The organism is Curtobacterium sp. AC273 (assembly GCF_979253735.1).
In genome coordinates, this window is the sequence record NZ_CEEDDU010000009.1 from 150,578 (window position 1) to 173,966 (window position 23,389).

The 23,389-nt window shown below is 70.5% G+C and carries 21 protein-coding genes, 1 tRNA gene and 16 pseudogenes; 19 read left to right on the forward strand and 19 right to left on the reverse strand.

Annotation, left to right across the window (positions count from 1 at the left end; translation table 11 throughout):
* Window positions 1–28: 28 nt before the first annotated feature.
* Together ACZ8AI_RS15755 and ACZ8AI_RS15760 are read right to left on the reverse strand one after the other, a co-directional pair.
* Window positions 29–445, reverse strand: coding sequence for a hypothetical protein (locus ACZ8AI_RS15755; RefSeq protein ID WP_464858961.1), 417 nt, complete (start codon window positions 443–445; stop codon window positions 29–31).
* The gene (locus tag ACZ8AI_RS15760) at window positions 442–762 is read right to left on the reverse strand and encodes a hypothetical protein (RefSeq protein WP_464858962.1); all 321 of its coding nucleotides are present in this window, start codon (window positions 760–762) and stop codon (window positions 442–444) included. The genes ACZ8AI_RS15755 and ACZ8AI_RS15760 overlap by 4 nt, the downstream gene beginning before the upstream one ends.
* A 116-nt stretch (window positions 763–878) precedes the next feature.
* Between ACZ8AI_RS15760 and ACZ8AI_RS15765 the strand changes: the two are divergent.
* From ACZ8AI_RS15765 to ACZ8AI_RS15775, 3 genes and pseudogenes are all read left to right on the forward strand, one after another.
* Window positions 879–1,419: pseudogene (locus tag ACZ8AI_RS15765) on the forward strand (peptidylprolyl isomerase).
* A 208-nt stretch (window positions 1,420–1,627) separates the two neighbouring features.
* A complete protein-coding gene (locus ACZ8AI_RS15770; protein WP_464858963.1) occupies window positions 1,628–1,789 on the forward strand; it encodes a hypothetical protein in 162 nt (53 codons plus the stop codon).
* Window positions 1,786–2,286 carry a rhomboid family intramembrane serine protease gene (locus ACZ8AI_RS15775; RefSeq protein WP_464858964.1) on the forward strand — a complete coding sequence of 167 codons (501 nt, stop codon included), beginning with the start codon at window positions 1,786–1,788 and terminating at the stop codon, window positions 2,284–2,286. Before ACZ8AI_RS15770 ends, ACZ8AI_RS15775 begins: the two co-directional genes overlap by 4 nt.
* 423 nt (window positions 2,287–2,709) lie before the next feature.
* Here the strand turns inward: ACZ8AI_RS15775 and ACZ8AI_RS15780 are convergent.
* A pseudogene (locus ACZ8AI_RS15780) lies at window positions 2,710–2,957 on the reverse strand (cell division protein CrgA); the annotation flags it as partial.
* An 81-nt stretch (window positions 2,958–3,038) separates the two neighbouring features.
* Between ACZ8AI_RS15780 and ACZ8AI_RS15785 the strand changes: the two are divergent.
* Window positions 3,039–3,680 (forward strand): anthranilate synthase component II, encoded by a 642-nt coding sequence (locus ACZ8AI_RS15785; RefSeq protein ID WP_464858965.1) that lies wholly within the window; start codon window positions 3,039–3,041, stop codon window positions 3,678–3,680.
* 320 nt (window positions 3,681–4,000) lie between these two features.
* Here ACZ8AI_RS15785 and ACZ8AI_RS15790 read toward each other — a convergent pair whose 3' ends face one another.
* Entirely contained in the window at window positions 4,001–4,675 is a 675-nt protein-coding gene (locus ACZ8AI_RS15790) for a PASTA domain-containing protein (protein WP_464858966.1), read from the reverse strand.
* Between ACZ8AI_RS15790 and ACZ8AI_RS15795 the strand changes: the two genes are divergently transcribed.
* The gene (locus ACZ8AI_RS15795) at window positions 4,653–4,934 is read left to right on the forward strand and encodes a hypothetical protein (RefSeq protein WP_464859273.1); all 282 of its coding nucleotides are present in this window, start codon (window positions 4,653–4,655) and stop codon (window positions 4,932–4,934) included. The genes ACZ8AI_RS15790 and ACZ8AI_RS15795 overlap by 23 nt on opposite strands.
* A 416-nt stretch (window positions 4,935–5,350) precedes the next feature.
* Here ACZ8AI_RS15795 and ACZ8AI_RS15800 read toward each other — a convergent pair.
* The 10 genes and pseudogenes from ACZ8AI_RS15800 to ACZ8AI_RS15845 all read right to left on the reverse strand — a co-directional run.
* Window positions 5,351–5,635 (reverse strand): annotated as a pseudogene (locus ACZ8AI_RS15800) (Stk1 family PASTA domain-containing Ser/Thr kinase); the annotation flags it as partial.
* A gap of 773 nt (window positions 5,636–6,408) precedes the next feature.
* Window positions 6,409–7,595, reverse strand: a pseudogene (locus tag ACZ8AI_RS15805) (protein kinase domain-containing protein); the annotation flags it as partial.
* A 117-nt stretch (window positions 7,596–7,712) separates the two neighbouring features.
* A pseudogene (locus ACZ8AI_RS15810) lies at window positions 7,713–7,820 on the reverse strand (hypothetical protein); the annotation flags it as partial.
* A 31-nt stretch (window positions 7,821–7,851) separates the two neighbouring features.
* Window positions 7,852–7,974, reverse strand: a pseudogene (locus ACZ8AI_RS15815) (hypothetical protein); the annotation flags it as partial.
* Window positions 7,932–9,050, reverse strand: a complete 1,119-nt coding sequence (locus tag ACZ8AI_RS15820; RefSeq protein WP_464858967.1) for a penicillin-binding transpeptidase domain-containing protein — start codon at window positions 9,048–9,050, stop codon at window positions 7,932–7,934. The gene ACZ8AI_RS15820 and the pseudogene ACZ8AI_RS15815, both read right to left, overlap by 43 nt.
* On the reverse strand, window positions 9,047–10,360 hold the full coding sequence (locus tag ACZ8AI_RS15825) for an FtsW/RodA/SpoVE family cell cycle protein (protein ID WP_464858968.1): 1,314 nt from the start codon (window positions 10,358–10,360) through the stop codon (window positions 9,047–9,049). Before ACZ8AI_RS15825 ends, ACZ8AI_RS15820 begins: the two co-directional genes overlap by 4 nt.
* Before the next feature lie 118 nt (window positions 10,361–10,478).
* Window positions 10,479–11,837, reverse strand: coding sequence for a Stp1/IreP family PP2C-type Ser/Thr phosphatase (locus tag ACZ8AI_RS15830; protein ID WP_464858969.1), 1,359 nt, complete (start codon window positions 11,835–11,837; stop codon window positions 10,479–10,481).
* 6 nt (window positions 11,838–11,843) lie between these two features.
* The gene (locus ACZ8AI_RS15835; RefSeq protein WP_464858970.1) at window positions 11,844–12,395 is read right to left on the reverse strand and encodes an FHA domain-containing protein FhaB/FipA; all 552 of its coding nucleotides are present in this window, start codon (window positions 12,393–12,395) and stop codon (window positions 11,844–11,846) included.
* Window positions 12,392–12,682 (reverse strand): FHA domain-containing protein, encoded by a 291-nt coding sequence (locus ACZ8AI_RS15840; protein WP_464858971.1) that lies wholly within the window; start codon window positions 12,680–12,682, stop codon window positions 12,392–12,394. The genes ACZ8AI_RS15835 and ACZ8AI_RS15840 overlap by 4 nt, the downstream gene beginning before the upstream one ends.
* A 100-nt stretch (window positions 12,683–12,782) precedes the next feature.
* Window positions 12,783–13,142 (reverse strand): annotated as a pseudogene (locus tag ACZ8AI_RS15845) (DUF3662 domain-containing protein); the annotation flags it as partial.
* A gap of 18 nt (window positions 13,143–13,160) precedes the next feature.
* Here ACZ8AI_RS15845 and ACZ8AI_RS15850 point away from each other — a divergent pair.
* The 8 genes and pseudogenes from ACZ8AI_RS15850 (at window position 13,161) to ACZ8AI_RS15885 (ending at window position 17,441) form a co-directional block, all read left to right on the forward strand.
* Window positions 13,161–13,246, forward strand: a tRNA-Leu gene (locus ACZ8AI_RS15850).
* Between the two features lie 362 nt (window positions 13,247–13,608).
* Window positions 13,609–14,151 carry a hypothetical protein gene (locus ACZ8AI_RS15855; RefSeq protein WP_464858972.1) on the forward strand — a complete coding sequence of 181 codons (543 nt, stop codon included), beginning with the start codon at window positions 13,609–13,611 and terminating at the stop codon, window positions 14,149–14,151.
* 251 nt (window positions 14,152–14,402) lie between these two features.
* Window positions 14,403–15,014 (forward strand): hypothetical protein, encoded by a 612-nt coding sequence (locus ACZ8AI_RS15860; protein ID WP_464858973.1) that lies wholly within the window; start codon window positions 14,403–14,405, stop codon window positions 15,012–15,014.
* Window positions 14,927–15,298, forward strand: a pseudogene (locus ACZ8AI_RS15865) (Ig-like domain-containing protein); the annotation flags it as partial. The gene ACZ8AI_RS15860 and the pseudogene ACZ8AI_RS15865, both read left to right, overlap by 88 nt.
* Window positions 15,299–15,482: 184 nt before the next feature.
* A pseudogene (locus ACZ8AI_RS15870) lies at window positions 15,483–15,653 on the forward strand (hypothetical protein); the annotation flags it as partial.
* Between the two features lie 88 nt (window positions 15,654–15,741).
* Window positions 15,742–16,599: pseudogene (locus ACZ8AI_RS15875) on the forward strand (Ig-like domain-containing protein); the annotation flags it as partial.
* Between the two features lie 374 nt (window positions 16,600–16,973).
* Window positions 16,974–17,153: pseudogene (locus tag ACZ8AI_RS15880) on the forward strand (hypothetical protein); the annotation flags it as partial.
* Between the two features lie 48 nt (window positions 17,154–17,201).
* Window positions 17,202–17,441, forward strand: coding sequence for an LPXTG cell wall anchor domain-containing protein (locus ACZ8AI_RS15885; RefSeq protein WP_464859274.1), 240 nt, complete (start codon window positions 17,202–17,204; stop codon window positions 17,439–17,441).
* A gap of 87 nt (window positions 17,442–17,528) precedes the next feature.
* Here ACZ8AI_RS15885 and ACZ8AI_RS15890 read toward each other — a convergent pair whose 3' ends face one another.
* From ACZ8AI_RS15890 to ACZ8AI_RS15910, 5 genes and pseudogenes are all read right to left on the reverse strand, one after another.
* Window positions 17,529–17,891, reverse strand: coding sequence for a hypothetical protein (locus ACZ8AI_RS15890; RefSeq protein WP_464858974.1), 363 nt, complete (start codon window positions 17,889–17,891; stop codon window positions 17,529–17,531).
* Between the two features lie 322 nt (window positions 17,892–18,213).
* Complete coding sequence (locus ACZ8AI_RS15895; protein ID WP_464858975.1) at window positions 18,214–18,834, reverse strand: TetR/AcrR family transcriptional regulator; 621 nt, start codon at window positions 18,832–18,834, stop codon at window positions 18,214–18,216.
* Between the two features lie 9 nt (window positions 18,835–18,843).
* On the reverse strand, window positions 18,844–19,146 hold the full coding sequence (locus ACZ8AI_RS15900) for a helix-turn-helix domain-containing protein (protein ID WP_464858976.1): 303 nt from the start codon (window positions 19,144–19,146) through the stop codon (window positions 18,844–18,846).
* A gap of 147 nt (window positions 19,147–19,293) precedes the next feature.
* A complete protein-coding gene (locus ACZ8AI_RS15905; RefSeq protein WP_464858977.1) occupies window positions 19,294–19,698 on the reverse strand; it encodes a hypothetical protein in 405 nt (134 codons plus the stop codon).
* Window positions 19,699–20,092: 394 nt separating this feature from the next.
* Window positions 20,093–20,422, reverse strand: a pseudogene (locus tag ACZ8AI_RS15910) (PucR family transcriptional regulator ligand-binding domain-containing protein); the annotation flags it as partial.
* Between the two features lie 92 nt (window positions 20,423–20,514).
* Between ACZ8AI_RS15910 and gabT the strand changes: the two are divergent.
* From gabT to ACZ8AI_RS15940, 6 genes and pseudogenes are all read left to right on the forward strand, one after another.
* Window positions 20,515–21,859 (forward strand): annotated as a pseudogene (gene gabT / locus ACZ8AI_RS15915) (4-aminobutyrate--2-oxoglutarate transaminase).
* Window positions 21,856–22,200 carry a hypothetical protein gene (locus ACZ8AI_RS15920; protein ID WP_464858978.1) on the forward strand — a complete coding sequence of 115 codons (345 nt, stop codon included), beginning with the start codon at window positions 21,856–21,858 and terminating at the stop codon, window positions 22,198–22,200. Before gabT ends, ACZ8AI_RS15920 begins: the two are co-directional and overlap by 4 nt.
* Window positions 22,085–22,477, forward strand: coding sequence for an aldehyde dehydrogenase family protein (locus ACZ8AI_RS15925; protein WP_464858979.1), 393 nt, complete (start codon window positions 22,085–22,087; stop codon window positions 22,475–22,477). Before ACZ8AI_RS15920 ends, ACZ8AI_RS15925 begins: the two co-directional genes overlap by 116 nt.
* Window positions 22,474–22,518 (forward strand): annotated as a pseudogene (locus ACZ8AI_RS15930) (hypothetical protein); the annotation flags it as partial. The gene ACZ8AI_RS15925 and the pseudogene ACZ8AI_RS15930, both read left to right, overlap by 4 nt.
* An 82-nt stretch (window positions 22,519–22,600) precedes the next feature.
* Window positions 22,601–22,717: pseudogene (locus tag ACZ8AI_RS15935) on the forward strand (aldehyde dehydrogenase family protein); the annotation flags it as partial.
* A gap of 115 nt (window positions 22,718–22,832) precedes the next feature.
* Window positions 22,833–23,377 (forward strand): annotated as a pseudogene (locus ACZ8AI_RS15940) (aldehyde dehydrogenase family protein).
* Window positions 23,378–23,389 lie beyond the last annotated feature (12 nt).

A 23,389-nucleotide genomic window follows, 5' to 3' on the forward strand; every position in this document is an offset into this window, starting at 1 on the left:
GGCGGGGCCGGTGCGCGCCTCCAGACCGTCAGGTGGGTGCGTACGGGCGTGACCTGCCGTCGGCAGTCCGCCGAGCGGGTGCGAGACGGCACGCTCGGTTGGGAGCGAGACGTTGTCCACCCGCTCGGCCGAGGAACGACGAAGCGGCCCCGGCAGGCCGGGCCCTTCGTACGAACCGGGAGGTCAGGCGGAGAATGGGCTTCTCCGCCGTGTCGGCGTCGTCGGCGACCCAGAGGTCGTCGTCAGCGCGGAGCGTCTGGTACGCGGCGTACGCGGCACCGGCGACGGCGACCACGCCGACCACGATGAGCGCGACGCCACCGAAGCCGAGGCCCTCTTCTTCGCTGCGCGGCCGGCACGTACTTGGCGGCAGCCTTGCGGGCCTTCTTGCCTTCTTCTGCGCGTTCTTCGAGCTTCTTGACCCGCGGGTCCTTCGCGAGGTCACCCACGCTGAGGACGGAGCCAGCCGTCGAGACCAGCCCGGGATGACCTCGGCCTGGAAGCGGTGCGAAGCGGTCTGCGCAGCCGAGGTGGCAGCGTGCACACCGGTGGCCACGGCCGGCGGATCCCGTTGTCGATCGCGTTCTGCACCCGGGGGGCGATGTCCTTGCGTGCTGCATCGGCGGCGTGCGCGCGGGCCTCGGCGAGGATCTCGTTCGCGTGCTCGAGCACCTTGCGCTGCTCGCCGAGGAGCGAGGCGGTCTTGCCCTTGAGCTTCTTGATCTGCTTCCGGCGCTTGCGCGGCAGTTCGATCGTCGTCATCTGGTACCTCCATCGGAACGGCGTGTGCCCATCCTGCCACCAGGGCGCCTGACAGGTCACGGAGCCGTCCCTATGTGTCTCGTCTGTACGCAGGTCACACATGCGAGAATCGGAACATGTCTCTGCACACTGCTGTCGCAACGATCCACACGAACAAGGGCGACATCCGCGTCAACCTGTTCGGCAACCACGCTCCGAAGACCGTCAAGAACTTCGTCGACCTCGCGACGGGCAAGCAGGAATGGACCCACCCGGGACCGGCAAGGTGTCGACGGACAAGCTCTACGACGGTGTGGTCTTCCACCGCATCATCAAGGACTTCATGATCCAGGGCGGGTGACCCGCTCGGCCAGGGCATCGGCGGCCCGGGCTACCGCTTCGACGACGAGATCTCCCCGGAGCTCACCTTCCAGAACCCGTACATCTTCGCGATGGCGAACGCCGGCATCCAGGGCGGTCGCGGCACCAACGGCTCGCAGTTCTTCATCACGACGGTGGCGACGCCGTGGTTGCAGGGCAAGCATCACCATCTTCGGCGAGGTCGCGGACGACGAGTCCCGCGCCGTCGTCGACGCGATCGAGGGTGTCGCCACGGACGGCCGTGACAAGCCGCTCGAGGACGTCGTCATCCAGAGCATCGACGTCGAGGACGTCTGAGCCACCACGTGAGTGATCCGGCGTACAACTCGAACAACACCTGCTACCGGCACCCCGACCGGCAGAGCTTCGTCCTCTGCCAGCGGTGCGGGCGGACGATCTGCCCGAGTGCCAGACGCCGGCAGCGGTCGGGGTGCACTGCCCGGAGTGCGTGCGTGAACAGCGCGCACAGTTCACGGCGAACCGCCGGGCGAACGGTCCCAGTGGGATGACGGTCGCCCGGCGGCTCGCCATGCTCGACCAGAAGGCGACGGTCGTCATCGTCGTCGTCTCGGTCGTGCTGTGGCTCCTCAACCAGGTCAGCGGGGGGTACGTCAACGCCTGGTTGAGCTTCTACACGCCCTCGTGGGCTCGCAGCCGTGGCGGTTGATCACCGGCCTGTTCGTGCACTCGTCGTTCTTCCACATCCTGTTCAACATGTGGGCGGTGTGGATCTTCGGGCGGATGCTCGAGAACATCCTCGGCACGTGGCGGTTCCTGGCGCTGTACTTCCTCGCCGGCCTCGGCGGTGACCTCGCGGTCGCGTGGCTGAGCCCGGGGACCCAGGTCGTCGGCGCCTCCGGAGCGATCTTCGGCCTCTTCGCGGCGTTCTTCGTGATCCAGCGGAGCCTCGGGTACAACGCCGTCCAGCTCCTCGTGATCATGGGTCTGAACCTCGTGGTCGGCTTCCTGCCCGGCACGAACATCTCGTGGCAGGCGCACGTCGGCGGCATCGTCCTCGGGTTCATCACCGGGTTCGTGTTCTCGAAGACGCGCAACGTCCGGCAGCGTGGCCTGCAGATCGGCCTGCTCGTGGCCGAGGCCGTCGTCGTCATCGCGGCGATCTTCGCCGCCTACACCGCCTTGCAGGTCGGGATCGGTATCTGACCCGCCTGCGCTTCCTCGAACGCCCCGTCGCCCTCCGCGACGGGGCGTTCGTCGTTTCGCCCCGGAGTCGTCCGGTGACGCTTTCCACACGTGCACGAGCGAGTTGTCCACAGGTGTGGATAAACCGGTGAGTTACACGGGTGTGATTATCCCCACTGTGGACTGAGTTGTGGATAACTTCGGGGCTGGTGTGGACAGCAGTGTGGAAAGTGTGGAGAACTGTGGAGAACCGGTCCGAGCATGGGGAGAGCGGGTCCACGCGCTGCTCGGGCTTGTGGAGAACAGATTCGGACCGCGCCCCCTCGGGAACGACGACGCTTGGCGCGACCGGGAACGACGGCTCCGGCCACGCCGATGGAACGACGACGCCCGCCGCACCTTGCGGTGCGACGGGCGTCGGGAAGCGATGGGCCGGTGCTGGGGCCAGCGGGTGGTCATGAGGAAGCCGACGAACATGATGCCGAACCCGATGAGGATGTTCCAGGAGCCGGTGACGGCACCGGGAGGGTCGTGTTCGAGATGTAGAAGACGATCACCCAGGCGAGCCCGATGAGCATGAAGCCGAACATGACCGGCTTGAACCAGACGGGGTTCGGCTGGTCCCCCGCGGTCTCGACCGAGTCGGCTCGGGTCCTCCGGGCGGGCTTGGTGCGGTCCTTGTCCTTGGCCATGGCCGGTATCCTACCGTGACCACGTGTGTGGGAAGACTCTCAGCCCGCTGCACACATCCCCCACGAGTACGGTGGAGCGCCATGACCAGGATCCTCGTCGTCGACAACTACGACAGCTTCGTCTACACGCTGAACGGGTACGTCCAGCAGCTCGGCGCCGACACCGACGTGGTCCGGAACGACGCGTTCCCCGAGTCCGAGATCGCCGACCGGATCGCCGAGTACGGCGTGCTGCTGTCGCCGGGCCGGGAACACCCGCCGACGCCGGCATCTCCATCGCGACCGTCCACGCAGCCATCACCGCGGACACACCGCTGCTCGGGGTCTGCCTCGGTCACGCAGGCCATCGCCGAGGCCCTCGGGGCGACCGTCACGCACGCCGAAGAGCTCATGCACGGCAAGACGTCGGAGGTCGACCACGACGACAGTGCGCTCTTCACCGGCGTCCCGCACCCCTTCACCGCGACGCGGTACCACTCGCTCGCCATCGTCGACGGCACCGTCCCCGATGAGCTCACCGTCACCGCGCGGACGGGTGGCGGCGTGATCATGGGCGTGCAGCACCGCGAGCACCCCGTCTACGGCGTGCAGTTCCACCCGGAGTCCGTGCTGACCGAGGGCGGCTACCGCATGGTCGGCAACTGGCTCGAGACCACCGGTCTCGACGGCGCCGTAGACCGCGCAGCGGGACTCAACCCGCTCATCGCCGCGCACCGCGCCTGAGAGTCCGACTGCTCACCGCGCGTCCTGACGCGGACCGGTGGGCGGCCGTGGACCGGCGCCCACCCCGGCGGGGCTGTCCGGAGGCGATCCGTGCTCTCGCGGGCAGCCAGCTCGGCAGGTCGCGTTCCGTTGGATCCGTGACACGGGCCTGGAGGCACGTCACGTGTCCGGTACGGGCCTCACGTCGGTCCGGCGTCGGTCAGCGACCGTCGTCCCCGCCGTTGTCGCCGCCGCCGTTGTCGCCACCATTGTCGCCGCCGCTTGTCGTTCTCCGCCCGGCGCCGCCGGCTGGCTCGGCTGAGCGGCTGCGGCGCAGTGCGTCAGGACGACGGTGCTGCCCTGAGCGATGTCACCGGCGGGGGCGTTCTGCTGCGTGACGGTGCCGCCCGTGCAGGAGTTCGTCGGCGCGGGCGTGACCGTAGCCCGAGGGCAGCGAGCGTGGCGTTGGCCGTCGAGAACGGCTGCTGCGTGACGTCCGGCAGCTCGACCTTCCCGTTCGACACCGTGAGGTTCACCACGGTGCCCTTCGTGTGCTGGGTGCCGTTCGCCGGGTCGGTGCTCATGACCGTGCCCTCGGGGACGTCCGGTGAGTAGTCCGAGTTGATGGCGCCGACCGCGAAGCCGGCGTCCTTCAGGGTCTTCTCGGCGGCGGCCTGCGCCTGGCTCGCCAGGTCGGGGATGGCGATCTGCTGTGGTCCGAGCGACACGACGACGCGGACGTCCTGACTGCGGGCGATGTTGGTACCGGAGCCGGGCTCGGTGCGGATGACCGTGCCCTTCTCGACGTCGTCGGAGTTCTCCTCGACCTTGACGGCACCGAGGTCGCGCTTCTCGAGCGCGGTCGAAGCGGATTCCCACGTGGCACCGGCGACGTTGGCCGGCACGCTGACCGACGACGACATCGGCGGCTTGCCCGGTTGCAGGTTGGCGACGAAGAACACCACGGCCACGATGACGGCGGCGGTCAGCAGGATGCCGACCCAGATCCACGCCACGGGCGGACGGTTCTGGGTGCGCTGCGGTCGGTGCTCGGCGGTGTCGTCGTCGAGCTCGCGGAAGGCGACCGCCGGGTTCGACGTCGGGCGGGGGGTTGACCCCGAACAACATCGTCGAGGCGTCGTTGGCCGAGGCCTGGTGCAGCTTGCGGGTCGAGGCGGGGACGTGCCCCGCGGCGGCCTGCTGCAGCTCCGTGCGGAACTCGGCGGCGTTCTGGTAGCGGCGGGTGCGGTCCTTCACGAGCGCAGTGCAGCGTGACGGCGTCGAGCGCGGGTGAGGACCGCGGGGACGAGCGTGGACGGTGCGACCGGCTGCTCGCTGACGTGCTGGTAGGCGACGCGCGACCGGGGAGTCGCCGATGAAGGGCGCACGGCCGGTCAGGAGCTCGAAGAGCACGACACCGGTCGAGTACACGTCGGTGCGGGCGTCGACGGTCTCGCCGCGCGCCTGCTCCGGCGAGAAGTGCTGACGCCGTGCCGAGGATCGAGGTGGTCTGCGCGACCGTCGCCGAGGTGTCGGTGATGGCCCGGGCGATGCCGAAGTCCATGACCTTGACCTGGCCGGAGTGCGTGACCATGACGTTGGCGGGCTTGATGTCGCGGTGCACGACCCCCAGCACGGTGGGAGTACTCGAGCGCGGTGAGGATGCCCTCGGTGATGCGCACGGCCTCGTCCGGTGCGACCGGGCCGTCGCCGATGATGTCGGAGAGCGGACGCCCCTCGACGTGCTCCATGACGATGAACGGCACCTGCACCTCGGCACCCGAGGTCTCGGTGACGGTCTCTTCGCCCGCGTCGTAGACCCGGACGATCGTCGGGTGCGCCATGCGCGCGGCGGCCTGGGCTTTCTGCCGGAACCGGGTACGGAAGGCCGGGTCGTTGGCGAGGCTCGGCTTGAGCAACTTCACCGCGACCTTGCGTCCGAGGCGGGTGTCGTTGCCCAGATGCACAGTGGCCATGCCGCCCCGACCGATGACTTCACCGATCTCGTAGCGGTTGGCGAGGAGGGTGATCCCCGCGGTCACACCTTCTGGCACGTACTCCTCCGAATGTCCGTCCGGGCCAGTGTACGGCAGCCGTTCCTGGTGAGACGCTGGGGACGGGGGCCCCGACCGAACCGTTACGCAACGGTGTCGCGAGCCCCCGTCCGAGGGTCAGTCCTGCGGTGCCTGGCTGGGGTTGTTGCCGTCCGTCGGGTCGACCGTCGGCTCGCCCGTGGCCTGCCAGGTGTCGCTCGCGGGCGCTCTCCGACGCGGCCGACGCGGTCAGGTTGCCGCACGTCACGGTGTAGCTCAGCGACGCGGACTTGCCGACGGCGTCGATCTGCACGGTGACCGAGCGGTGGTCGGCGTCGAGCGTGCCCGAGGTCTGGCTCGAGGTGTCCTTGCCGCCCGTGATCGTGTACGCGTACGACGCCACGGTGTAGCCCGTCGGAGCACCGTGGCGGCTGCCCAGCTGAAGGTGACCTGGCCGTCGGCCGACACCGTGCCCGGCGACGCCGAGTTCGGCTGGTTGACGGTCGGCTGCGCCGTGTACTGCTGGATGACGACCAGCTGATCCGAGGGCGAGGCTGCCGGTCGGGCTGATCGACTGGACCGTGTTCGCCTTGTCGGCGCTCGGGGCCGGGTCGCCGTCCTCGACGCGCGAGGTCAGGCCGACCGACTCAGGCCATGGTCTGGGCGTCGGTGACGGAGAGCCCCTCGTAGTCCGCCGAGTTGACGAGCACGCGCGTCTGGGTGGGCGTGGCGCTCGGCGACGACGGGGTCTGGGACCGGGTCGGCGTGGACTGGGACGAGCTCGTGGACGAGCGCGTCGGCTCGGGCTGCTGGTTGCCGTTCAACGCGAACGCTGCGACGACCCCGCCGATGACCAGCACGGCGATGACCCCGACGAGCCACCAGATCCACGCACGGCGCTTCTTCGGCTCCTCGTCCTCGCCGTCGATCGGGGAACCCGGCGTTCCGGGACCACCCGTGACCGCACCGGCCTGGGTCGTGCCGATCAGCGCGGTCGCCGCGTCGTTCCCCTGGCCCTGCGGCGGGTTGAACGCCACGGTGCCACCGGCGGCGATTGGCCGGCACGGCGACGGTGGCCGCCGCGACGTCACCGCGACGGAGTGCCTGCGCGGCCCGCGCCAGGTTGGCCGCGGTGGCCGGACGGTCGGCGGGCTTCTTCACGATGCAGGACATCACCAGGGCCGAGACCGGCTCCGGGATGTCCCCGGGGAGCGCCGGCGGCTGCTCGTTGATGTGCGCCATGGCGATCGCGACCTGCGACTCGCCCGTGAAGGGACGGCGACCGCCAGGCCTCGTACGCGACGATGCCGAGCGAGTAGATGTCCGTCGAGGGCGACGCGGGGTGTCCGCTCGCCTGCTCCGGCGAGAGGTACTGCACGGTGCCCATGACCTGGCCGGTCGCGGTGAGCGGGACCTGGTCGGCGATCCGGGCGATGCCGAAGTCGGTGATCTTGACGCGGCCGTCCGGCGTGATGAGCAGGTTGCCGGGCTTGATGTCGCGGTGCACGAGGCCCACGGCGTGCGCGGCCTGCAGGGCGTTCGCCGTCTGCGCCACGATGTCGAGGACCTTGTCGACCGGCAGCGTGTGCTCCCGCTCGATCATGGTCGAGAGCGCCTCGCCGGGGACGAGCTCCATCACGAGGTAGGCGCTGCCGTCCTCCTCGCCGTAGTCGAACACGTTGGCGATGCCCTCGTGGTTGACGAGCGCTGCGTGACGGGCTTCCGCGCGGAAGCGCTCGAGGAAGCCCGGGTCGCCGAGGTACTCGTCCTTGAGGATCTTGAGTGCCACGGTGCGACCGATGACGAGGTCGGTGGCCTGCCACACCTCTCCCATGCCGCCGATGGCGACCCGGGACGAGAGTTGGTACCGCCCACCGAAGGTGAGTCCGCTGGTGGGTCTCATTTGTTCAGCACCGCCTCCATGACTTTCTTCGCGACCGGGGCCGCGACCGTGTTGCCGACCCCCGGACTGACCGAGCCCGCCGCCGTTCCCGACGACGACCGCGACGGCCACCTCGGGGTCCTTCGCCGGGGCGAAGCCCGTGAACCAGAGCGTGTACGGGTCGCCCGTGCCGCCCTCGGCCGTGCCCGTCTTCCTCCGCGACGTCGACACCGTTGATCTTGGCATTGGTGCCGGTCCCGGAGCTGACGACGCTCTGCATGGCCTCGGTCAGGTCGGCGGATTCGGAAGCGGACAGCGGGTCGCTGTACTGCTTCGGCGAGAAGGACTCGACCGTCTTCAGATCACTCGTCGTGATCGAGTCGACGACGGACGGCTGCATGACCTTGCCGCCGTTCGCGATGCTCGGCCGAGACCATCGCCATCTGCAGCGGGGACACCCGGACGCTGGCCTGCCCGAACGAGCTGAGCATGAGCTGCGCCGTCGAGTCGACCTCGGGGTACTGGCTGGCGGTGGCGCGCATGGGGATCTCGATCGCGTCGCCGAAGCCGTACTTGTCGGCCATGCTCTTGATCGCGTCGTAGCCGAGCTTCTGCCCGAGCTCCGCGAAGGGGATGTTGCACGAGTACTGGATCGCCGTGCGCAGCTTCACCTTGTCGCCGCCGCCGCACGAGCCGCCCTCGGCGTTGTTGATGTACGTGCTGGTACCGGGGAGCTGCTAGCCGCGACGGGTTCGGGAACTCTGAGTCCAGCGTGTACTTGCCGCCCTCGAGCGCCGCCGATGCGACGATGAGCTTGAACACCGATCCCGGCGTGTAGAGGTCGCCGCCGTACGCGCGGTTCTTCAACGGGTGGCTGTCAGCCTGGTCGAGGGCGTTGAACTTCGCGACGACGTCCGCCGTGTCGTGCGACGTGAGCGTGTTCGGGTCGTAGGACGGCTTGGAGACCATCGCCAGGATCTTGCCCGTCTTCGGCTGGATCGCCACGACCGCGCCGGAGTTCGTGCCGAGCGCGTCGTACGCCGCCTGCTGCACCTTCGGGTCGATCGTCAGGTTGACGTTGTCGCCCTGGACGTCCTGGCCGGTGAGGATCGCGTTGAGGTTCTGGAAGAACGAGGCGTCCGAGTTGCCGGACAGCACGGAGTTCTCGGCGGCCTCGACGCCGGCGCTGCCCTGCCCGATGGTGAAGTACCCGGTGACGGCCGAGTAGAGGTCGCCGTTCGTGTACTTCCGCTGGTACTGGTACTGGTCGTCCACGGCGGTCGACTCGGCGATCGGGCTGCCCTGCACGAGGATCGCCCCGCGCTTCGTGGAGTAGCTGTTCAGGATCGTGCGCGAGTTCCGGGGGTCGGCGCGGAGCGAGTCCGCGGCGAAGAACTGGATCGACGTCGTCGACACGAACAGTGCCACGAACATGAGCACGATGACGGTCGAGACACGGCGGAGCTGTCGGTTCATCGGGTGCGCTCCTTCTTGGTCGTGCCACGTCCGCGAGCGGCTGGGATCGCGCCTTGCTGCACGCGCTGCTCGGCGGGGATGGCGTCGGTCAGGCGCAGCAACATCGCGGCGATGATCCAGTTGGCGATGAGCGAGGAACCACCGGCTGCCATGAACGGCGTGGTGAGGCCGGTGACCGGGATCACCCGGGTGATGCCGCCGACGACGACGAAGACCTGCAGGGCGATCGGGAACCCGAAGCCGACGCCGAGCAGCTTGCCGAAGTCGTCCTGCGCCATGAAGCCGACCCGCATGCCGCGCGAGGCCAGGATGATGAACAGCGCGAGGATCGCGAAGACGCCGATGAGGCCGAGTTCCTCACCGAGCGAGGCGACGATGTAGTCGGCGTTCGCGACAGGGGTCAGGTACGGGCGTCCCTGGCCGAGACCGGTACCGGTGATGCCGCCGCTCGCGAAGCCGAACAGCCCGGTCACCAACTGCCCGCTGCCCTGCGACAGGCGGTTGTAGATGACGGGGTTGAACGGGTCGAGCCACTGTTCGAACCGGCCGTGCACGTACACGAAGGCGGACTGCGCAACGAGGGCGCCGCCGACGAAGAGCGCGAGGCCGATGACCACCCAGCTGATCCGGCCGGTGGCGACGTAGATCATCACCAGGAAGAGGCCGAAGTACAGCAGCGCGGTGCCGAGGTCGCGCTGGAACACGAGGACACCCATGGCGGCGCCCCACATGACCAGGATCGGGCCGAGGTCGCGGGCCCGGGGGAAGGTCATGCCGAGGAACTTCCGGCCGACGATCGAGAGCGAGTCGCGTGCCGTCACGAGGTACCCCGCGAAGAACAACGCCATCGTGATCTTCGCGAGCTCGCCGGGCTGGAACGTGAACGAGCCGATCTTGATCCAGACCCTCGCGCCGCCGACGTTCAGCCCGAGCCCGGGCACGATCGGCAGGAGCAGCAGCGCGATCGTCGCGAACATGAAGATGTAGCGGTACCGCTGGAGGAACCGGTGGTTCCGGACGAGCAGCAGCACGACGATGGCGGCGACCATGGCGAGCATCGTCCAGACCATCTGCTTGACCCCGAACGCGGCCCACCCGAAGTGGTCGGCGTGGACGTCGATGCGGTAGATCTCCGCGATGCCGATGCCGTTCAGGGCGAGGGCGACGGGCAGGATGAACGGGTCGGCGTTCTTCGCGACGACGCGGAGCACCACGTGCATGACGAGTGCGAGCCCGAGGATCCCCGCGCCCACCCACAGCGCCGAGGTGTCGAACAGCCGCCCCTTCGTGCCGAGCTGCACGAGCACCATCGCGCCGGCGCAGATGCCGCACGCGATGACGAGCAGCGCGGCTCGAGGTTCCAGGCGCGCGCGGGCTCACGCAGCTTGATCGTGATCGCCTGCGTGAAGGACTGTGCCGTGGCGTTGCTCATCGCTTCGCACCGGGCGAGGACGAGGGCGACGACGACGGGGAGCCCGACGGTGTGGGGGTCGGCGACGACGAGCCGCCGTCACCACCCGTGCCGGCCTGGTCCTGCCCGGTCGCGGCGGCCTTCCGGAGGCGGTCGACGATGTCGCGCGCGTCGTCGAGCGACTGCGCGTTGATCGTCGAGCGGACGTTCTCCCGCGTGTAGTCGGGCAGGGAGGACACGGTGACGTCGGTGTCCTCGTAGACGTCGGACAGCGCGATCGGGCCGATCGACTGCTGCACGCCCTTGTAGATCGCGACGGTGCCACGGTCGGTGCCGACGTAGTAGTGGTCCTGGATGATGCGCCAGCCGAGGAAGACGGCGCCGACGAGCACGGCGACGGCGACCACGAGGGCGATCGTCCACGACACCCGGCGGCGGATCCGGCGACGGCGGTCCTCGGCGATGAGCTCGGCGAAGAACTGGTCGGACTCCGGCTCGAAGTGCGAGTCCTCGGGCGCGGTCGTGACCTTGAGCGGGTGCAGCAGGATCGTAGGGAGGCGGATCGGCTTCCGGCCGGTCGACGCCTCGAAGGTCAGGGGTGCGGCGGCGGACCCGACGGTGGTGGCCGCGTCGTCGTCGTCGTCGGGCTCGGTGTCGGTGACATCCATCACCACGACGGTCACGTTGTCGGGCGCGCCGTGGTCGAGCGTCTCCTTCACGAGGCGCTGCGTCACCTGGTTCGCGTCCATGTTCGACGCGAGGGCGTGCCGGATGCGCTCTTCCGCCAGGTACGACGACAGGCCGTCCGAGCACAGCAGCCAGCGGTCGCCCGGCTGGATGTCCATGATCGCGGTGTCGACCTCGGGTGCGGCGTCGACGTCGCCGAGCACGCGCATGAGCACAGAGCGGCGCGGGTGGACCGCGGCCTCTTCCGGGGTGATGCGGCCGCTGTCGACGAGGCGCTGCACGAAGGTGTGGTCCGACGTGATCTGCTGCAGCTCGCCGTCACGGTGCCGGTAGATGCGCGAGTCGCCGATGTGGGCGATCGCGATCTGGTCGCCGACCCGGATCATCGCGGACACCGTGGTGCCCATGCCGGTCAGTTCCTGGTGCTCGAACACCGTCTCGGTGATGAGCTGGTTGGCCGCGATGAGGGCCGACTGCAGGGCGAACTCGGCGTCGTGCGCGGAGGGGAACTCGCGGTCGACTTCCCTGATGCGACGGATCGCGATCGCCGACGCGACATCGCCGCCGGCGTGTCCGCCCATGCCGTCCGCGACCGCGAACAGGTGCTGTCCGGCGTAGCCGGAGTCCTGGTTGTTGGCACGGATGCGCCCCACGTGGGACACAGCGGCGCTCAGCGTGCGAGCCGTCATCCGGGGTTACCGCCGCAGCTCGAACGTCGTCGTCCCGATCGTGATCGGCGTCCGCTCGGCGATCATCACGGGCGCGGTCACCTTCTGACCGTTGACGAAGGTGCCGTTCGTGGACTCGAGGTCGGTGAGGAGCCAGCCGTCGGCGCGCAGGTCGAGGCGGGCGTGGTTGGTCGAGGTGTAGTCGTCGCGGATGACCACGTTGGACTCGCTGGACCGGCCGATCGTGATCGGTCCGCCGCCGAGCGGCATCTCCATGCCCTCGCGCGATCCCTCGGTGATGACCAGTCGGGTGGCGACCGGCATGGCGGACTGCTGCGCGCCTCCAGGCTGTCCGATGAGATCCGTGAACGCACCGTTGGATGCCGGAGCCGGCGCCGCTGCTGCCGGCACCGCGGGGGTCGTCGGACCGGACGCACCGGCCTTCGGATCGGTGGGGATGGTGCGCACGCGCTGACCGAACAGGTCACTGCGCAGCGCGAAGACGATCACGAACACGAACAGCCACAGCACCGCGAGGAACGCGAAGCGCAGGACGAGCAGGGTCAGCCCTGTGGTCACCTGGTACCTCCGTCGTTCTCGGGGATCACCCGGAACACCATACGGGTACGACCGATCTCGATCGTGGAATCCGGCTCAACGATGGCCTGCTGGAAGCGCTCGCCGTTCAGTTTCGAGCCGTTCGTCGACCCCAGGTCGTTGGCCTGGGCGTGCTTGCCGTCCCAGATCACCTCGACGTACTTCCGGCTCGTGCCGGTGTCCGCGACGGTGATGTCGGCGTCGGTCCCGCGGCCGATGACGGTGCGCCCGCGCTGGAGCTTGTGGCGCTGCGAACCGATGTCGAGCACGGCGACCCGAGACGACGTCCCGCTGCACGGTGGTCGAGTCGACCTCGAGGATCCCGGTGGACAGCGTGCCGTCCTGCTTGAGGGCGATCGTCACCGGTCCGGAGAACGAGTAGTTCTGCGCGACGGCGTGCTGCTGCACCATCTGCGAGAGCTCGTCGATGAGCGGACGACCGATGTCGTTCATCCGCGTGAAGTCCGGCGGCGCGAGGCGCACGGTGAACTCGTTCGGCACGAGGATGCGCTCGCGCGACACCACGGCAGCCTTCGTGTCGAGCTCGCGGCGGAGTGCGCTCGAGATCTCGACGGGCTGCACGCCGGAGCGGAAGGTCTTCGCGAACGCGCCGTTCACGGCGCGCTCCAGCCCTCGCTCGAAGCTGTCCAACAGGCCCATGGGTCTCCAGTGTTCTCGGTCGCTGACCTTACGCATGGTAGTGGTTGGCATCTGGCAGCGTCTGTGCATGGTAGTGTTCTCGGGCTGGCGCGAGTGGCGGAATTGGTAGACGCGCACGGTTCAGGTCCGTGTGCTGGAAACGGCGTGGGGGTTCAAGTCCCCCTCGCGCACCAGGCAGAACAGGAAGGCCCCCGGAGAGATCCGGGGGCCTTCTGCATTCGCTGGGCCGTCTGCATTCGCTGGGCCGTCTGCATTCGCTGGGCCGACGGCGTCGGCTGGGCCTGGAGGCACGGCGCGGCCCCGTCATGCCACCCACCTCATCCAGTGGATGCGTCGGACCCCGGGGTGCGACGCGGGTCGTTTTCTGACGGGTCCCCACAAAGGGGGGACTGCTCGGATCGTCCCCAGTCCGGGGTTTTCACCCCCGCGAAGGGTCGGCTTCGGTCACGATGAGCGGACAGCACGCCGGGCATGAGCACTGCTCGCCCGCGGCTGACCCGAACCCGAACCCTCCGTCAGGACCCCTCCCTTGCGCATGCCCGATGCTGCACGTCCGTCGTGCCCGCCCGCCCTCCGTCTCGGAGGCGCCGCCCTGGTCGCCGCCCTCGTCACCGCCGGCGCGGTCGTCGTGCTGCCCCAGGCCGCTTCCGCCGCCGAGCCGTTCTCGAAGACGGTGCTCTACGGCGCCACCTCCGGTCCTTCCGGCAGTGCGGGCGTCGTCGCCATCGACCGGACGAACGGTTCGTACGAGCTCAAGATTCCGGTGCCGTCCGGAGCGACGTCGTCGATCAACCAGCTCGGTCTCGCAATGGACGGGAAGACCGTCTTCTTCACGGACTCGGCGAACGTGTACGAGTACGACGTCACCGGGGAGTCGGTCAGCAAGACGACTCGCTACGCGTCGCTCCCGACGAACATGGGCGGCGTCGACCCGGAAGAGCGGCCGCTACTGGTACGGCGGCAACGTCAGCGGCAACGATGCGCAGTTGCAGTTCACGAGCTACGACCCGTCGAACCACGCGAACACGAAGGCGGTCGTGACGGTCAACGCGTCGAACTTCGCCGGGACGAACGGTGACCTCGCCTTCGACGGCCAGGGCAACATGTACTTCGTCAAGAGCGACACCCAGACGAAGAACGCACAGATCTTCCGCGTGGACGCGATGGACCTCGCCGGCTCCCAGACCGTGTCGGCCGAGAAGGTCGGCGACGTGATCGCCGCCGGGACGGGCCTGACGTCGATGGCGTTCGGCGACGACGGCTACCTCTACGTGGCCGGCAAGCGGCACGAACGCGTTCCTCAAGGTCAACCCGATCACCGGCGACGTGATGCAGCGGTCCAACGTCAGTGCGGCGCTCCTGGACCTCGCGAGCAACGCCCTGCCGTACACCGGCTCCGTCTCGGTGGAGCGGCCGACGACCACGTTCGACCCCGACGACCAGTTCACCGTCACGCTGACCGGGAACGGCGTCACGAAGAACAACTCGGCCACGACGACGTCGTCGACCCCGACGGCCACCGCTGGCCCGCTGCTGCTGCTCCCGGACCAGCCGGAGCCGTACACGATCACCCAGACCCCGGCATCGTCGTCGACGAACCCGGCGAACTACACGACGACCTGGAGCTGCACGGACCCGGCGACGGGCAGGCACGCCGATCCTGACCGGAACGGGCACGACGGGCACCTTCACGATCCCGGCGGGCGTCGCCTCGGTCGACTGCTCGTTCACGAACGCGGTGAAGCCGAAGCCGGTCGCCACGACGGACGAAGCCGCGGTGAGCGAGCCCAGGAGGCCGTCACCGTGGACGTGGTCAAGAACGACGCGGGTGACCTCGACCCCTCCACCCTAGCATCACGGGTGCCGACGGCAAGTCGACCACCGCACTCCACGTCGAGGGTCAGGGCGACTGGACCGTCGACACCACGAAGGGCACGGTGACGTTCACGCCGGCCGCGGGGTTCACCGGCGACCCGGCCCCCGTCGACTACACCGTGCGGGACAGCCGCGGGCTGGAAACCGGCGCGCAGGTCGTCGTGACGTACCAGCCGACCGCCGCCGACGACACGGTCTCGGCCGTCCGGCAGGGCAGCCCGGCCGTGGTCGACGTGACGGCGAACGACTCGGACAACGTCGACCCGACGAGCGTCCAGCTGCTCGACGCCGACGGCACGCCGAGGTCGTCGCTGCCGGTCGCTGGTCAGGGAACCTGGACCGTCGACCCCAAGACGGGCCGGGTGACCTTCACCCCGGCGCGCGACTTCACGGGCAACCCCGACTCCCGTCACCTACCGCGTCGCCACGGGCAGTGGTGCGAAGGCGACCGCGACGATCACCGTCGGGTACGCCACCGCGGGCACTGCCGACGACGCACGCGACAACACCGTCGGCAGCACGGTGACCGTGGACGTGACGGCGAACGACTCGGCGAACGTCGACCGGACGACCGTGCAGCTGCTCGATGCCGACGGCACGCCGGTCTCGACCCTGCCGATCGCCGACCAGGGCACGTGGACGGTCGACGCCACGACGGGCAGTGTCACCTTCACACCCCTGCCCGGCTTCACCGGCAACCCCGCACCGGTCACCTACACGGTGAGCGACGGGAGCGGGCACACCTCGACGGCCCCGGTCCAGGTTGCCTACCGTCCGGTCGCGCGCGGACGCCGTGGTCGCGCCGACCCCGGGCGAGCCCGTGTCGGTCCCCGTCCTCGCGAACGACTCGGCGGGCCTCGAGCGCGCCTCCGTCCACCTGGTCGACGGCGCCGGCGACGCGACGCTGGAGCTCGTCGTCGACGGCGAGGGCACCTGGACGGTCGACGCGGCCACGGGCGTGGTGACCTTCACGCCCGAGCGCGGCTTCACGGGCAACCCGGCGCCCATCGCGTACACCGCGGGCGACGCGTTCGAGCGCGGCGTCCGGCAGACCGTCACCGTCTCGTACCTGCCGGTGGCCGCCGCCGACGGCTCGACCGGCAACACCGTCGGTTCCCCGGCGTCCGTCGCGGTGACCACGAACGACTCGATGAACGTCGTCGCGTCCAACGTGCGCCTCGTGCAGGGCTCCGCCCTCGTCACCGAGCTGCCCGTGGCGGGCCAGGGCACGTGGGCGGTCGACACGGCCACGGGCACCGTCACCTTCACGCCCGCCGCCGGGTACACGGGCGACCCGACACCGGTGCGGTACTCGGTGCAGGACGCTGCCGGTCACGCGACCACCGCGGTCGTCACCGTGGCGTACGCGCCGGTCGCGACGAAGGACGTGTCCCGTCGCAACGCACCCGGCTCGGCCGTCACGGTCGACGTCGTGGGCAACGACAGCGCGAACGTGGACCGCTCGACCCTCCGTCTGCTCGACGCCGACGGACAGCCGGTCACGACCCGCACCGTGCGCGGCGAGGGGACGTGGACGGTCGACTCGAGCGCCGGCACCGTGACCTTCACGCCCGAGACCGGGTTCACGGGCGACCCGACCGCCGTGCGGTACACCGTGCAGGACGGTCGCGGCGACACCACCACGGCCGACGTGGACGTCACCTACCTGCCTGCAGCCGTCGACGACGTCTCCGGCGGCAACGCGCTCGGCGAGCCGGTGACGGTCGATGTCGCGGCGAACGACTCCGCGAACGTCGACCCGGCCTCCGTCCGGCTGCTCGACCGCGACCGGAACTCGCAGACGAGGCTTCGTGGTCGACGGCGAGGGTACCTGGACCGTCGACACGGCCAACGGGAAGCTGACCTTCACGCCGCTCGACGGCTTCACGGGGAACCCGACCCCGGTCCGCTACAGCGCGACCGGCGCCGACGGTGCGACCACCACGGCGCTCGTCACCGTCCGCTACTTGCCCCTCGCGGCCGACGACTCGTCCGCTCGACCACGCGACCGGTCAGACGGTGTCGGTGGACGTCACCGCGAACGACTCCCGCAACGTTGACCCCGCGACCGTGCGCCTGCTCGCCGCCGACGGGACCCCGGTCACGTCACTTGCGGTCGAGGGTGAGGGCACCTGGACGGTCGACACCACGACCGGTCGCGACACCTTCGTCCCCGAGGCGGACTTCAGCGGCAACCCGTCGAGCGTCGAGTACACCGTGTGGGACGCGTCGGGCGAAGCGACCACGGCGACGGTGAGCGTCACGTACGCAGAGGCCGACCCGACCGCGTCGACCCCGGCTGTTCCGGCACCGACCGCGACCGGGACCCCTGCCCCGACGGCGCCGACGGCGACTCCGGCAGCGGTACCCCGCGGCGGGCTCGCGTTCACCGGCGCCGAGCTGCTCTGGCCGGGCCTCGGTGGACTCGCCATGCTCCTGGCCGGTGGCGTGCTGCTGCTGACGCGACGCCGCCGCGGTGGTCGCCACGTCTGATCCGGGGCCTGACCCGTCGACAGACTGGAGGCGCAGTGCCAGCCGGCACCGCGCCTCCAGTCCGTCAGGTGGTCTCCACCAGAGCCGTCAGCTCGCCGGCTCGTCGGGGACGACGCGCTCGTCGCGTCGGAACCAGGGTCGGGCGCTGGGCAGGAACAGCAGGACCGCCGCCACGACCGACAGCAGCACCATCGCGAGCGAGATGCCACCCGTCGTGATGCTCAGCGCGGCCCGGAACGCCGCGATCACGACGAGGACGACGCGTGCCACCCCCGATCCGCGGAGGACCTGCAGCACAGCAGCCGCGACGAGGGCCCAGAGGACGAACGACACCACGAGCGCCGCGACCCCGCCGAATCCGGGGAGTCCCCAGCCGAGCGTGGCGATGACCACCGTCGAGACCACGCCGACGACGAGCCACACCGCCCAGAGCACGATCGAGACCGTCACCGCCCGCGGGCGGGTCCGTCGCGATCGTCGAGTTCGTCCGTCGTGGTCATGTCCGCCTCGTTCCCCGTCGCTCCCTGTGCGACGACACGAGCAGTGCCGACCGCTCCGACGCGCGGAAGCGAGGCAGAGAAGCTCCTCTGTCTGCCGGGCGTCAGTACGCGGGGTGTTGCCGTCGTCCGCTCCGAGTAGCGAACGCGTCGAGTGCATCCACCACCTCGAGGTTCACCCAGATGCGGTTGCGGCGTTTCGAGTTGCCCGGGCGGAGGACCCGTTGTTGAGGTTTCCAGGCCAAACCTCATCAAGGGATGACGGAAGTGAGGGATCAGCCGACTGCGAGGGCCGCGGGGTCGAGGCCGACGGCGCGGGCGATGGTCGTGCGGACCAGTCCCTCGCGGGTCGGTCGGTCCAGGTGGTCGACGAGGGCGTACCCGTTCGTCGCGTCGACGAGCGCGAACAGGAGCCGGCCGACCTCGTCGGGGTCCTCGGCGCGCATGACCCCGTCGCGGACCCCGGCGCCGACCACGGCGGTCGCCAGGAGCTGCCAGTCGTCCATGACGTCACGCGCCGCGGTCGCCAGCGACGGGTTCGTCCGACCGATGCTCCAGGCGTCCGCCCACAGGGCTGCGACGTCGTCGCGCTCGGGGTCGGCGATGCACGCCAGCAGGGTACGGAGCTGTCCGACGGGGTCCTCGACGGCGGTGACGAGCGACCGGACCTCGGCGACCTCGGCGCTCGCGACGGTCCGGAAGGTCTCGCCGACCAGCTCCTCCATCGCCGGCCGGTAGTGGGCGACGAGGGACGGGGCGACCCCGATGGCGGCGGCCACCCCGCGGAGGGTCACGCCGGCGAGCCCCTCGGCACGGGCGACCTCGATCGCGGCCGCGGTGATCTGGGCCTCGCGTTCGGCCGGGCTGAGGCGCCGGCGGGCCGGGGTCGTCGGCACGGTGTCAGCCTATTCGGCGCCCGCCGGGCCGCCCTCGACCACGAACGCGGCCCACAGGTCGGCCCGGGTCGCGAAGGCCGACAGGTCCCGGTCGAGCAGTCGCCCGGCGTGCTCGACCCGGGCGCGTGCGGTGTGCCGGTGGACGCCGAGCGCCTGCGCCGTGCGGTCGTACTCGCAGTTCTGCTCGAGCCAGGTGCGGACGGTCCGGGTGAGGTCGGTGCCCGCCTCCCGGTCGTGTCCCCGCAGCGGGGCGAGGAACGCCCGGGCGACCGCACCCGCGTCGACGTCGACGTGGGCCAGGTGGGCGAGCACGCCCTCCCGGCGCGAGATCGCCGAACTCGGTGGTGCCGGGGCGGCCCTCGCGGCGGCGGTCGAGGGCCTGCACGGCCTCGGTGCGGGCGCGTCCGAAGTAGCGGTACGAGGCGCCGTCGGAGAGCCCGGCCCGGAGGTCGAACCGGGTCACGAGCTCGTCGACGATCGCCGTGTCGTCGGCGCTGACGCAGAGGAAGAGGGCGTCGTCGACGGCGAAGAACAGGTGCCCGGGTCGGTCCTGCACCCAGAGCTCGAGCAGGTCGACCACGGTGTCGAGGTCCTGGTCGGGGACCTCGACGGCGGCGATCCGGACGGGTTCGGCGGGGAGCGGGCCCCAGACCTCGCGGGAGGTGCTGTCGACGACGTCGGGGTCGCCGACGGAGAGCATCGTGAGCAGTCCGGTCCGCAGGAGTCCCCGGCGCGGGCGAGCTCGCGGTTCTGCTGCAGCGCGAGTCCGGCGAGGGCGATGACGGCGGTGACGACCTCGCGCCCGGCGCGGTCGAGTGCACCACCGTTCGCGATCGCGAGCACCCCGCTCCAGGTGGCCGCCACTGCCGAGCGTCTGCAGCGTGAAGCCGGTGCGGTGCCGGGTGGTCACGGGCAGGCTCGCGCGCTGGCCGGCGCGGCGCAACCGGAGGGACTCGGTCCGGAGGAGGTCGAGGTCCTCCGTCGGGATCCCGTCGGACGGGGCTCCGTCCACCGGGTGTGCGCGGTCGAGTCGTCCGGAGACGTCGAAGAGCCCGACCCAGCAGTCCAGCTGCCGCGACAGCTCGGCGATCGTGGCGCCGAGGCCGTCCGGTCGCATCGCGGCGAGGGAGATCGCGCGCTGGGCGGCGAGGGCCCAGGCGTTCCGGGCGTTGGCCTCGCGGGCGACGGCGTCCGCGTTGGCCTGGGCGACGGCGATGAACGAGGTCTCGTAGGGCACCTCGAACAGCGGGAATCCCTGCGCCTCGCACGCGGCGACGAGCTCGGCCGGGGTGCCCGCACGGACCACCTCCGTGCCGAAGCCGAGCGCGACGACACCCCGTTCCCGCAGCCGCCGGACGTACGAGTCGGCGAACCCCTCGGGGACGTCGGCGTCGACCCCGAACTGCGTGCCCGTCGTCAGGAGGCCCTGACCGTCCGCCAGGAACGGCGTCGGGTCGGCCAGGTCGGAGCTGTGCAGCCAGGACAGCGGGGCGTCGAGGGCATCCGTGTCGGCGCTGGTGAGCAGCCGGAGGTGCAGGTCGGCTCGGTGCAGCAGGGAGCGCAGCGTCGCGGGTATGGGGAACCCTATCCGCTGCGGCGATCGTGCCCACCGTCGGTGTACACGGCGGACAGTGGGCGTGGCGAGGTCGTCCTCTTACCATCGCCGCATGTCCTCCACCGCTGCACCCACGACCAGCCGCCGCGGGCGGCCCCTCGCTGCCCCAGGAACGGCGGCTCGTTACCGAGGTGCCGGGTCCCCGCTCCCGCGAGCTCTTCGCCCGGAAGTCCGCCGCGGTGGCCGCCGGTGTCGGGGTCGCGGTGCCGATCGCCGTCGTCGCGGCTGGTGGTGGCGTGGTGGTCGACGCGGACGGGAACTCCTTCGTCGACCTCGGTTCCGGCATCGCCGTGACGGGCGTCGGCAACGCCCACCCTGGGTGGTGGCCGCCGTGACCGAACAGGTCGCGGCCTTCACCCACACGTGCTTCACCATCGCGGCCTACGACGGGTACGTCGCCGTCGCCGAGGCCCTGAACCGGCTGACCCCGGGCGACCACGAGAAGCGGACGGCACTGTTCAACTCCGGCGCGGAGGCCGTCGAGAACGCGGTGAAGATCGCGCGCAAGCACACCGGTCGGCAGGCCGTCGTGGTGTTCGACCACGCGTACCACGGTCGGACGAACCTGACGATGGCGCTCACGGCGAAGAACCAGCCGTACAAGGACGGCTTCGGTCCCTTCGCCCCCGAGGTGTACCGCGTGCCGATGTCCTACCCGTTCCACGACGGTCTCTCCGGGGCCGAGGCGGCGAACGTGCGATCAGCCAGATCGAGAAGCAGGTCGGCGCGGCCAACACCGCGGCCGTCCTCATCGAGCCGATCCAGGGCGAGGGCGGCTTCGTCGTGCCGGCCCCCGGGTTCCTCGCCGCCCTGTCCGAGTGGACCACGGCGAACGGCGTCGTCTTCATCGCCGACGAGGTGCAGACCGGGTTCGCCCGGACCGGTGCGATGTTCGCCAGCGAGCACGAGGGGATCGTCCCCGACGTCGTCACGACGGCGAAGGGCATGGCCGGTGGGCTGCCCCTGTCGGCCGTGACCGGGCGTGCGGAGATCATGGACTCCGCGCACGTCGGGGGCCTCGGCGGAACGTACGGCGGCAACCCCGTCGCGTGCGCCGCCGCGCTCGCCGCCATCGACGCCTTCGAGCACGACGGCCTGGTCGAACGGGCGCGGGTGATCGGCGAGGTCGTCCTGCAGGCCCTCCGCACCGCGCAGTCGGGTGACCCGCGCATCGGCGACGTGCGTGGGCGTGGCGCGATGGTCGCGATGGAGCCGGTGAACCCGGCGACCGGCGATCCGGACCCCGGGCTGACCGGACGGGTCGTCCGGTACGCCTACGAGCACGGGGTCATCGCGCTGACCGCCGGCACCTACGGCAACGTCGTGCGCTTCCTGCCCCCGCTCGCGATCGACGACGACCTGCTCCGCGAGGGACTCGACGTCGTCCTGGAAGGACTGGCCACAGCATGACCGCGACGCACCCCGCGACCAGCGCGACGTACACGGCGACCGGGTGGCCCAGCGTCCCCGACGCCACCGGACCGGCCGCGGAACAGGCGGTCCTCGACCGGGTCCCCACGGGCCTCCTGGTCGGCGGCACCTGGCGACCGGCGGCCGACGGCGGCACGTTCCCCGTCGTCGACCCGGCCATCGGTGCGACGCTCCTGCACATCGCCGACGCAACCCCCGAAGACGGTGTCACGGCCCTCGACGCCGCGGAAGCAGCTGCGAAGGGGGTGGGCGGCCACGCCTCCGCGGCAGCGCGCCGAGGTCCTGCGTCGGGCCTTCGACCTGCTGCAGGACCGCCGTGAGGAGTTCGCGCTCCTCATGACGCTCGAGATGGGCAAGCCCCTCGCCGAGGCCCGCGGCGAAGTGACCTACGGCGGCGAGTTCCTCCGCTGGTTCTCCGAGGAGGCGGTCCGCATCGGCGGCTCCTACGGCACGAACCCCGAGGGCACCGGTCGCGCGATCGTGACCCACAAGCCGGTCGGGCCCTCGTTCCTGATCACCCCCCTGGAACTTCCCCTCGCGATGGTCACCCGCAAGGTCGCCCCGGCGCTCCCGCCGCAGGGTGCACCGTCGTCGTGAAGCCCGCCGAACTGACCCCGCTCACGACCCTGCTGTTCGCGGACCTGCTGCTCGAGGCCGGGGCGCCGGCCGGCGTCGTCAACGTGGTCCCGACGACACGGGCGGCCGACGTGTCCGGCCTCGGTGATCGCCGACCCGCGGCTCCGCAAGCTCTCCTTCACGGGATCGACCCCGGTCGGCCGGACGCTGCTCCGGCAGGCGGCGGACACGGTCCTCCGGACGAGCATGGAGCTCGGCGGCAACGCGCCGTTCCTGGTGTTCGCGGACGCCGACCTGGACGCGGCGGTCGAGGTGCTCTGCTCGCCAAGTTCCGGAACACCGGGCAGGCCTGCACGCGGCGGCGAACCGCTTCCTGGTGCACGAGGACGTCGCCGAGGAATTCGCCCGCCGGGTCACCGAGCGCGTCGAGGCGATGCCGGTCGGTCGCGGCACCGAGGACGGCGTCGCGATCGGTCCGCTCATCGACGCCCGAGCCGTCGACAAGGTGCACCGCCTGGTCTCCGACGCGGTGGAGCGCGGCGCGGTGGTCCGGACCGGCGGCCACGCCGTCGAGGGACCGGCACGTTCTACGCGCCGACCGTCCTGACCGACGTCCAGCCGGGCAGTGCCCTGCTCCGCGACGAGGTGTTCGGTCCGGTCCTGGCGATCAGCACCTTCCGCACCGAGGACGACGCGGTGACGGCCGCCAACGACACCGAGTACGGTCTCGTCGGTTACGCGTACACGTCGGACCCGGCGCGCGGGCAGCGGCTCATGGAGCGGCTCTCCGAGACGGGCATGCTGGGTCTCAACGCAGGGGTCGTCTCGAACGCCTCGGCACCGTTCGGCGGGGTCAAGCAGTCCGGCCTCGGTCGCGAGGGCGGCGGCGAGGGCATCGCCGAGTACCTCGAGACCATGTGACACGCTGACACC

Coding starts and splice junctions, on each gene's coding strand:
- ACZ8AI_RS15820 (WP_464858967.1), bottom strand. CDS start 9,050: ATGAACCGACAGCTCCGCCGTGTCTCGACCGTCATCGTGCTCATGTTC.
- ACZ8AI_RS15770 (WP_464858963.1), top strand. CDS start 1,628: ATGACGGTCGCCCGGCGGCTCGCCATGCTCGACCAGAAGGCGACGGTC.
- ACZ8AI_RS15830 (WP_464858969.1), bottom strand. CDS start 11,837: ATGACGGCTCGCACGCTGAGCGCCGCTGTGTCCCACGTGGGGCGCATC.
- ACZ8AI_RS15855 (WP_464858972.1), top strand. CDS start 13,609: ATGCCCGATGCTGCACGTCCGTCGTGCCCGCCCGCCCTCCGTCTCGGA.
- ACZ8AI_RS15795 (WP_464859273.1), top strand. CDS start 4,653: ATGCCGACCCAGATCCACGCCACGGGCGGACGGTTCTGGGTGCGCTGC.
- ACZ8AI_RS15785 (WP_464858965.1), top strand. CDS start 3,039: ATGACCAGGATCCTCGTCGTCGACAACTACGACAGCTTCGTCTACACG.
- ACZ8AI_RS15920 (WP_464858978.1), top strand. CDS start 21,856: ATGACCGCGACGCACCCCGCGACCAGCGCGACGTACACGGCGACCGGG.
- ACZ8AI_RS15825 (WP_464858968.1), bottom strand. CDS start 10,360: ATGGTGCTCGTGCAGCTCGGCACGAAGGGGCGGCTGTTCGACACCTCG.
- ACZ8AI_RS15760 (WP_464858962.1), bottom strand. CDS start 762: ATGACGACGATCGAACTGCCGCGCAAGCGCCGGAAGCAGATCAAGAAG.
- ACZ8AI_RS15860 (WP_464858973.1), top strand. CDS start 14,403: ATGCAGCGGTCCAACGTCAGTGCGGCGCTCCTGGACCTCGCGAGCAAC.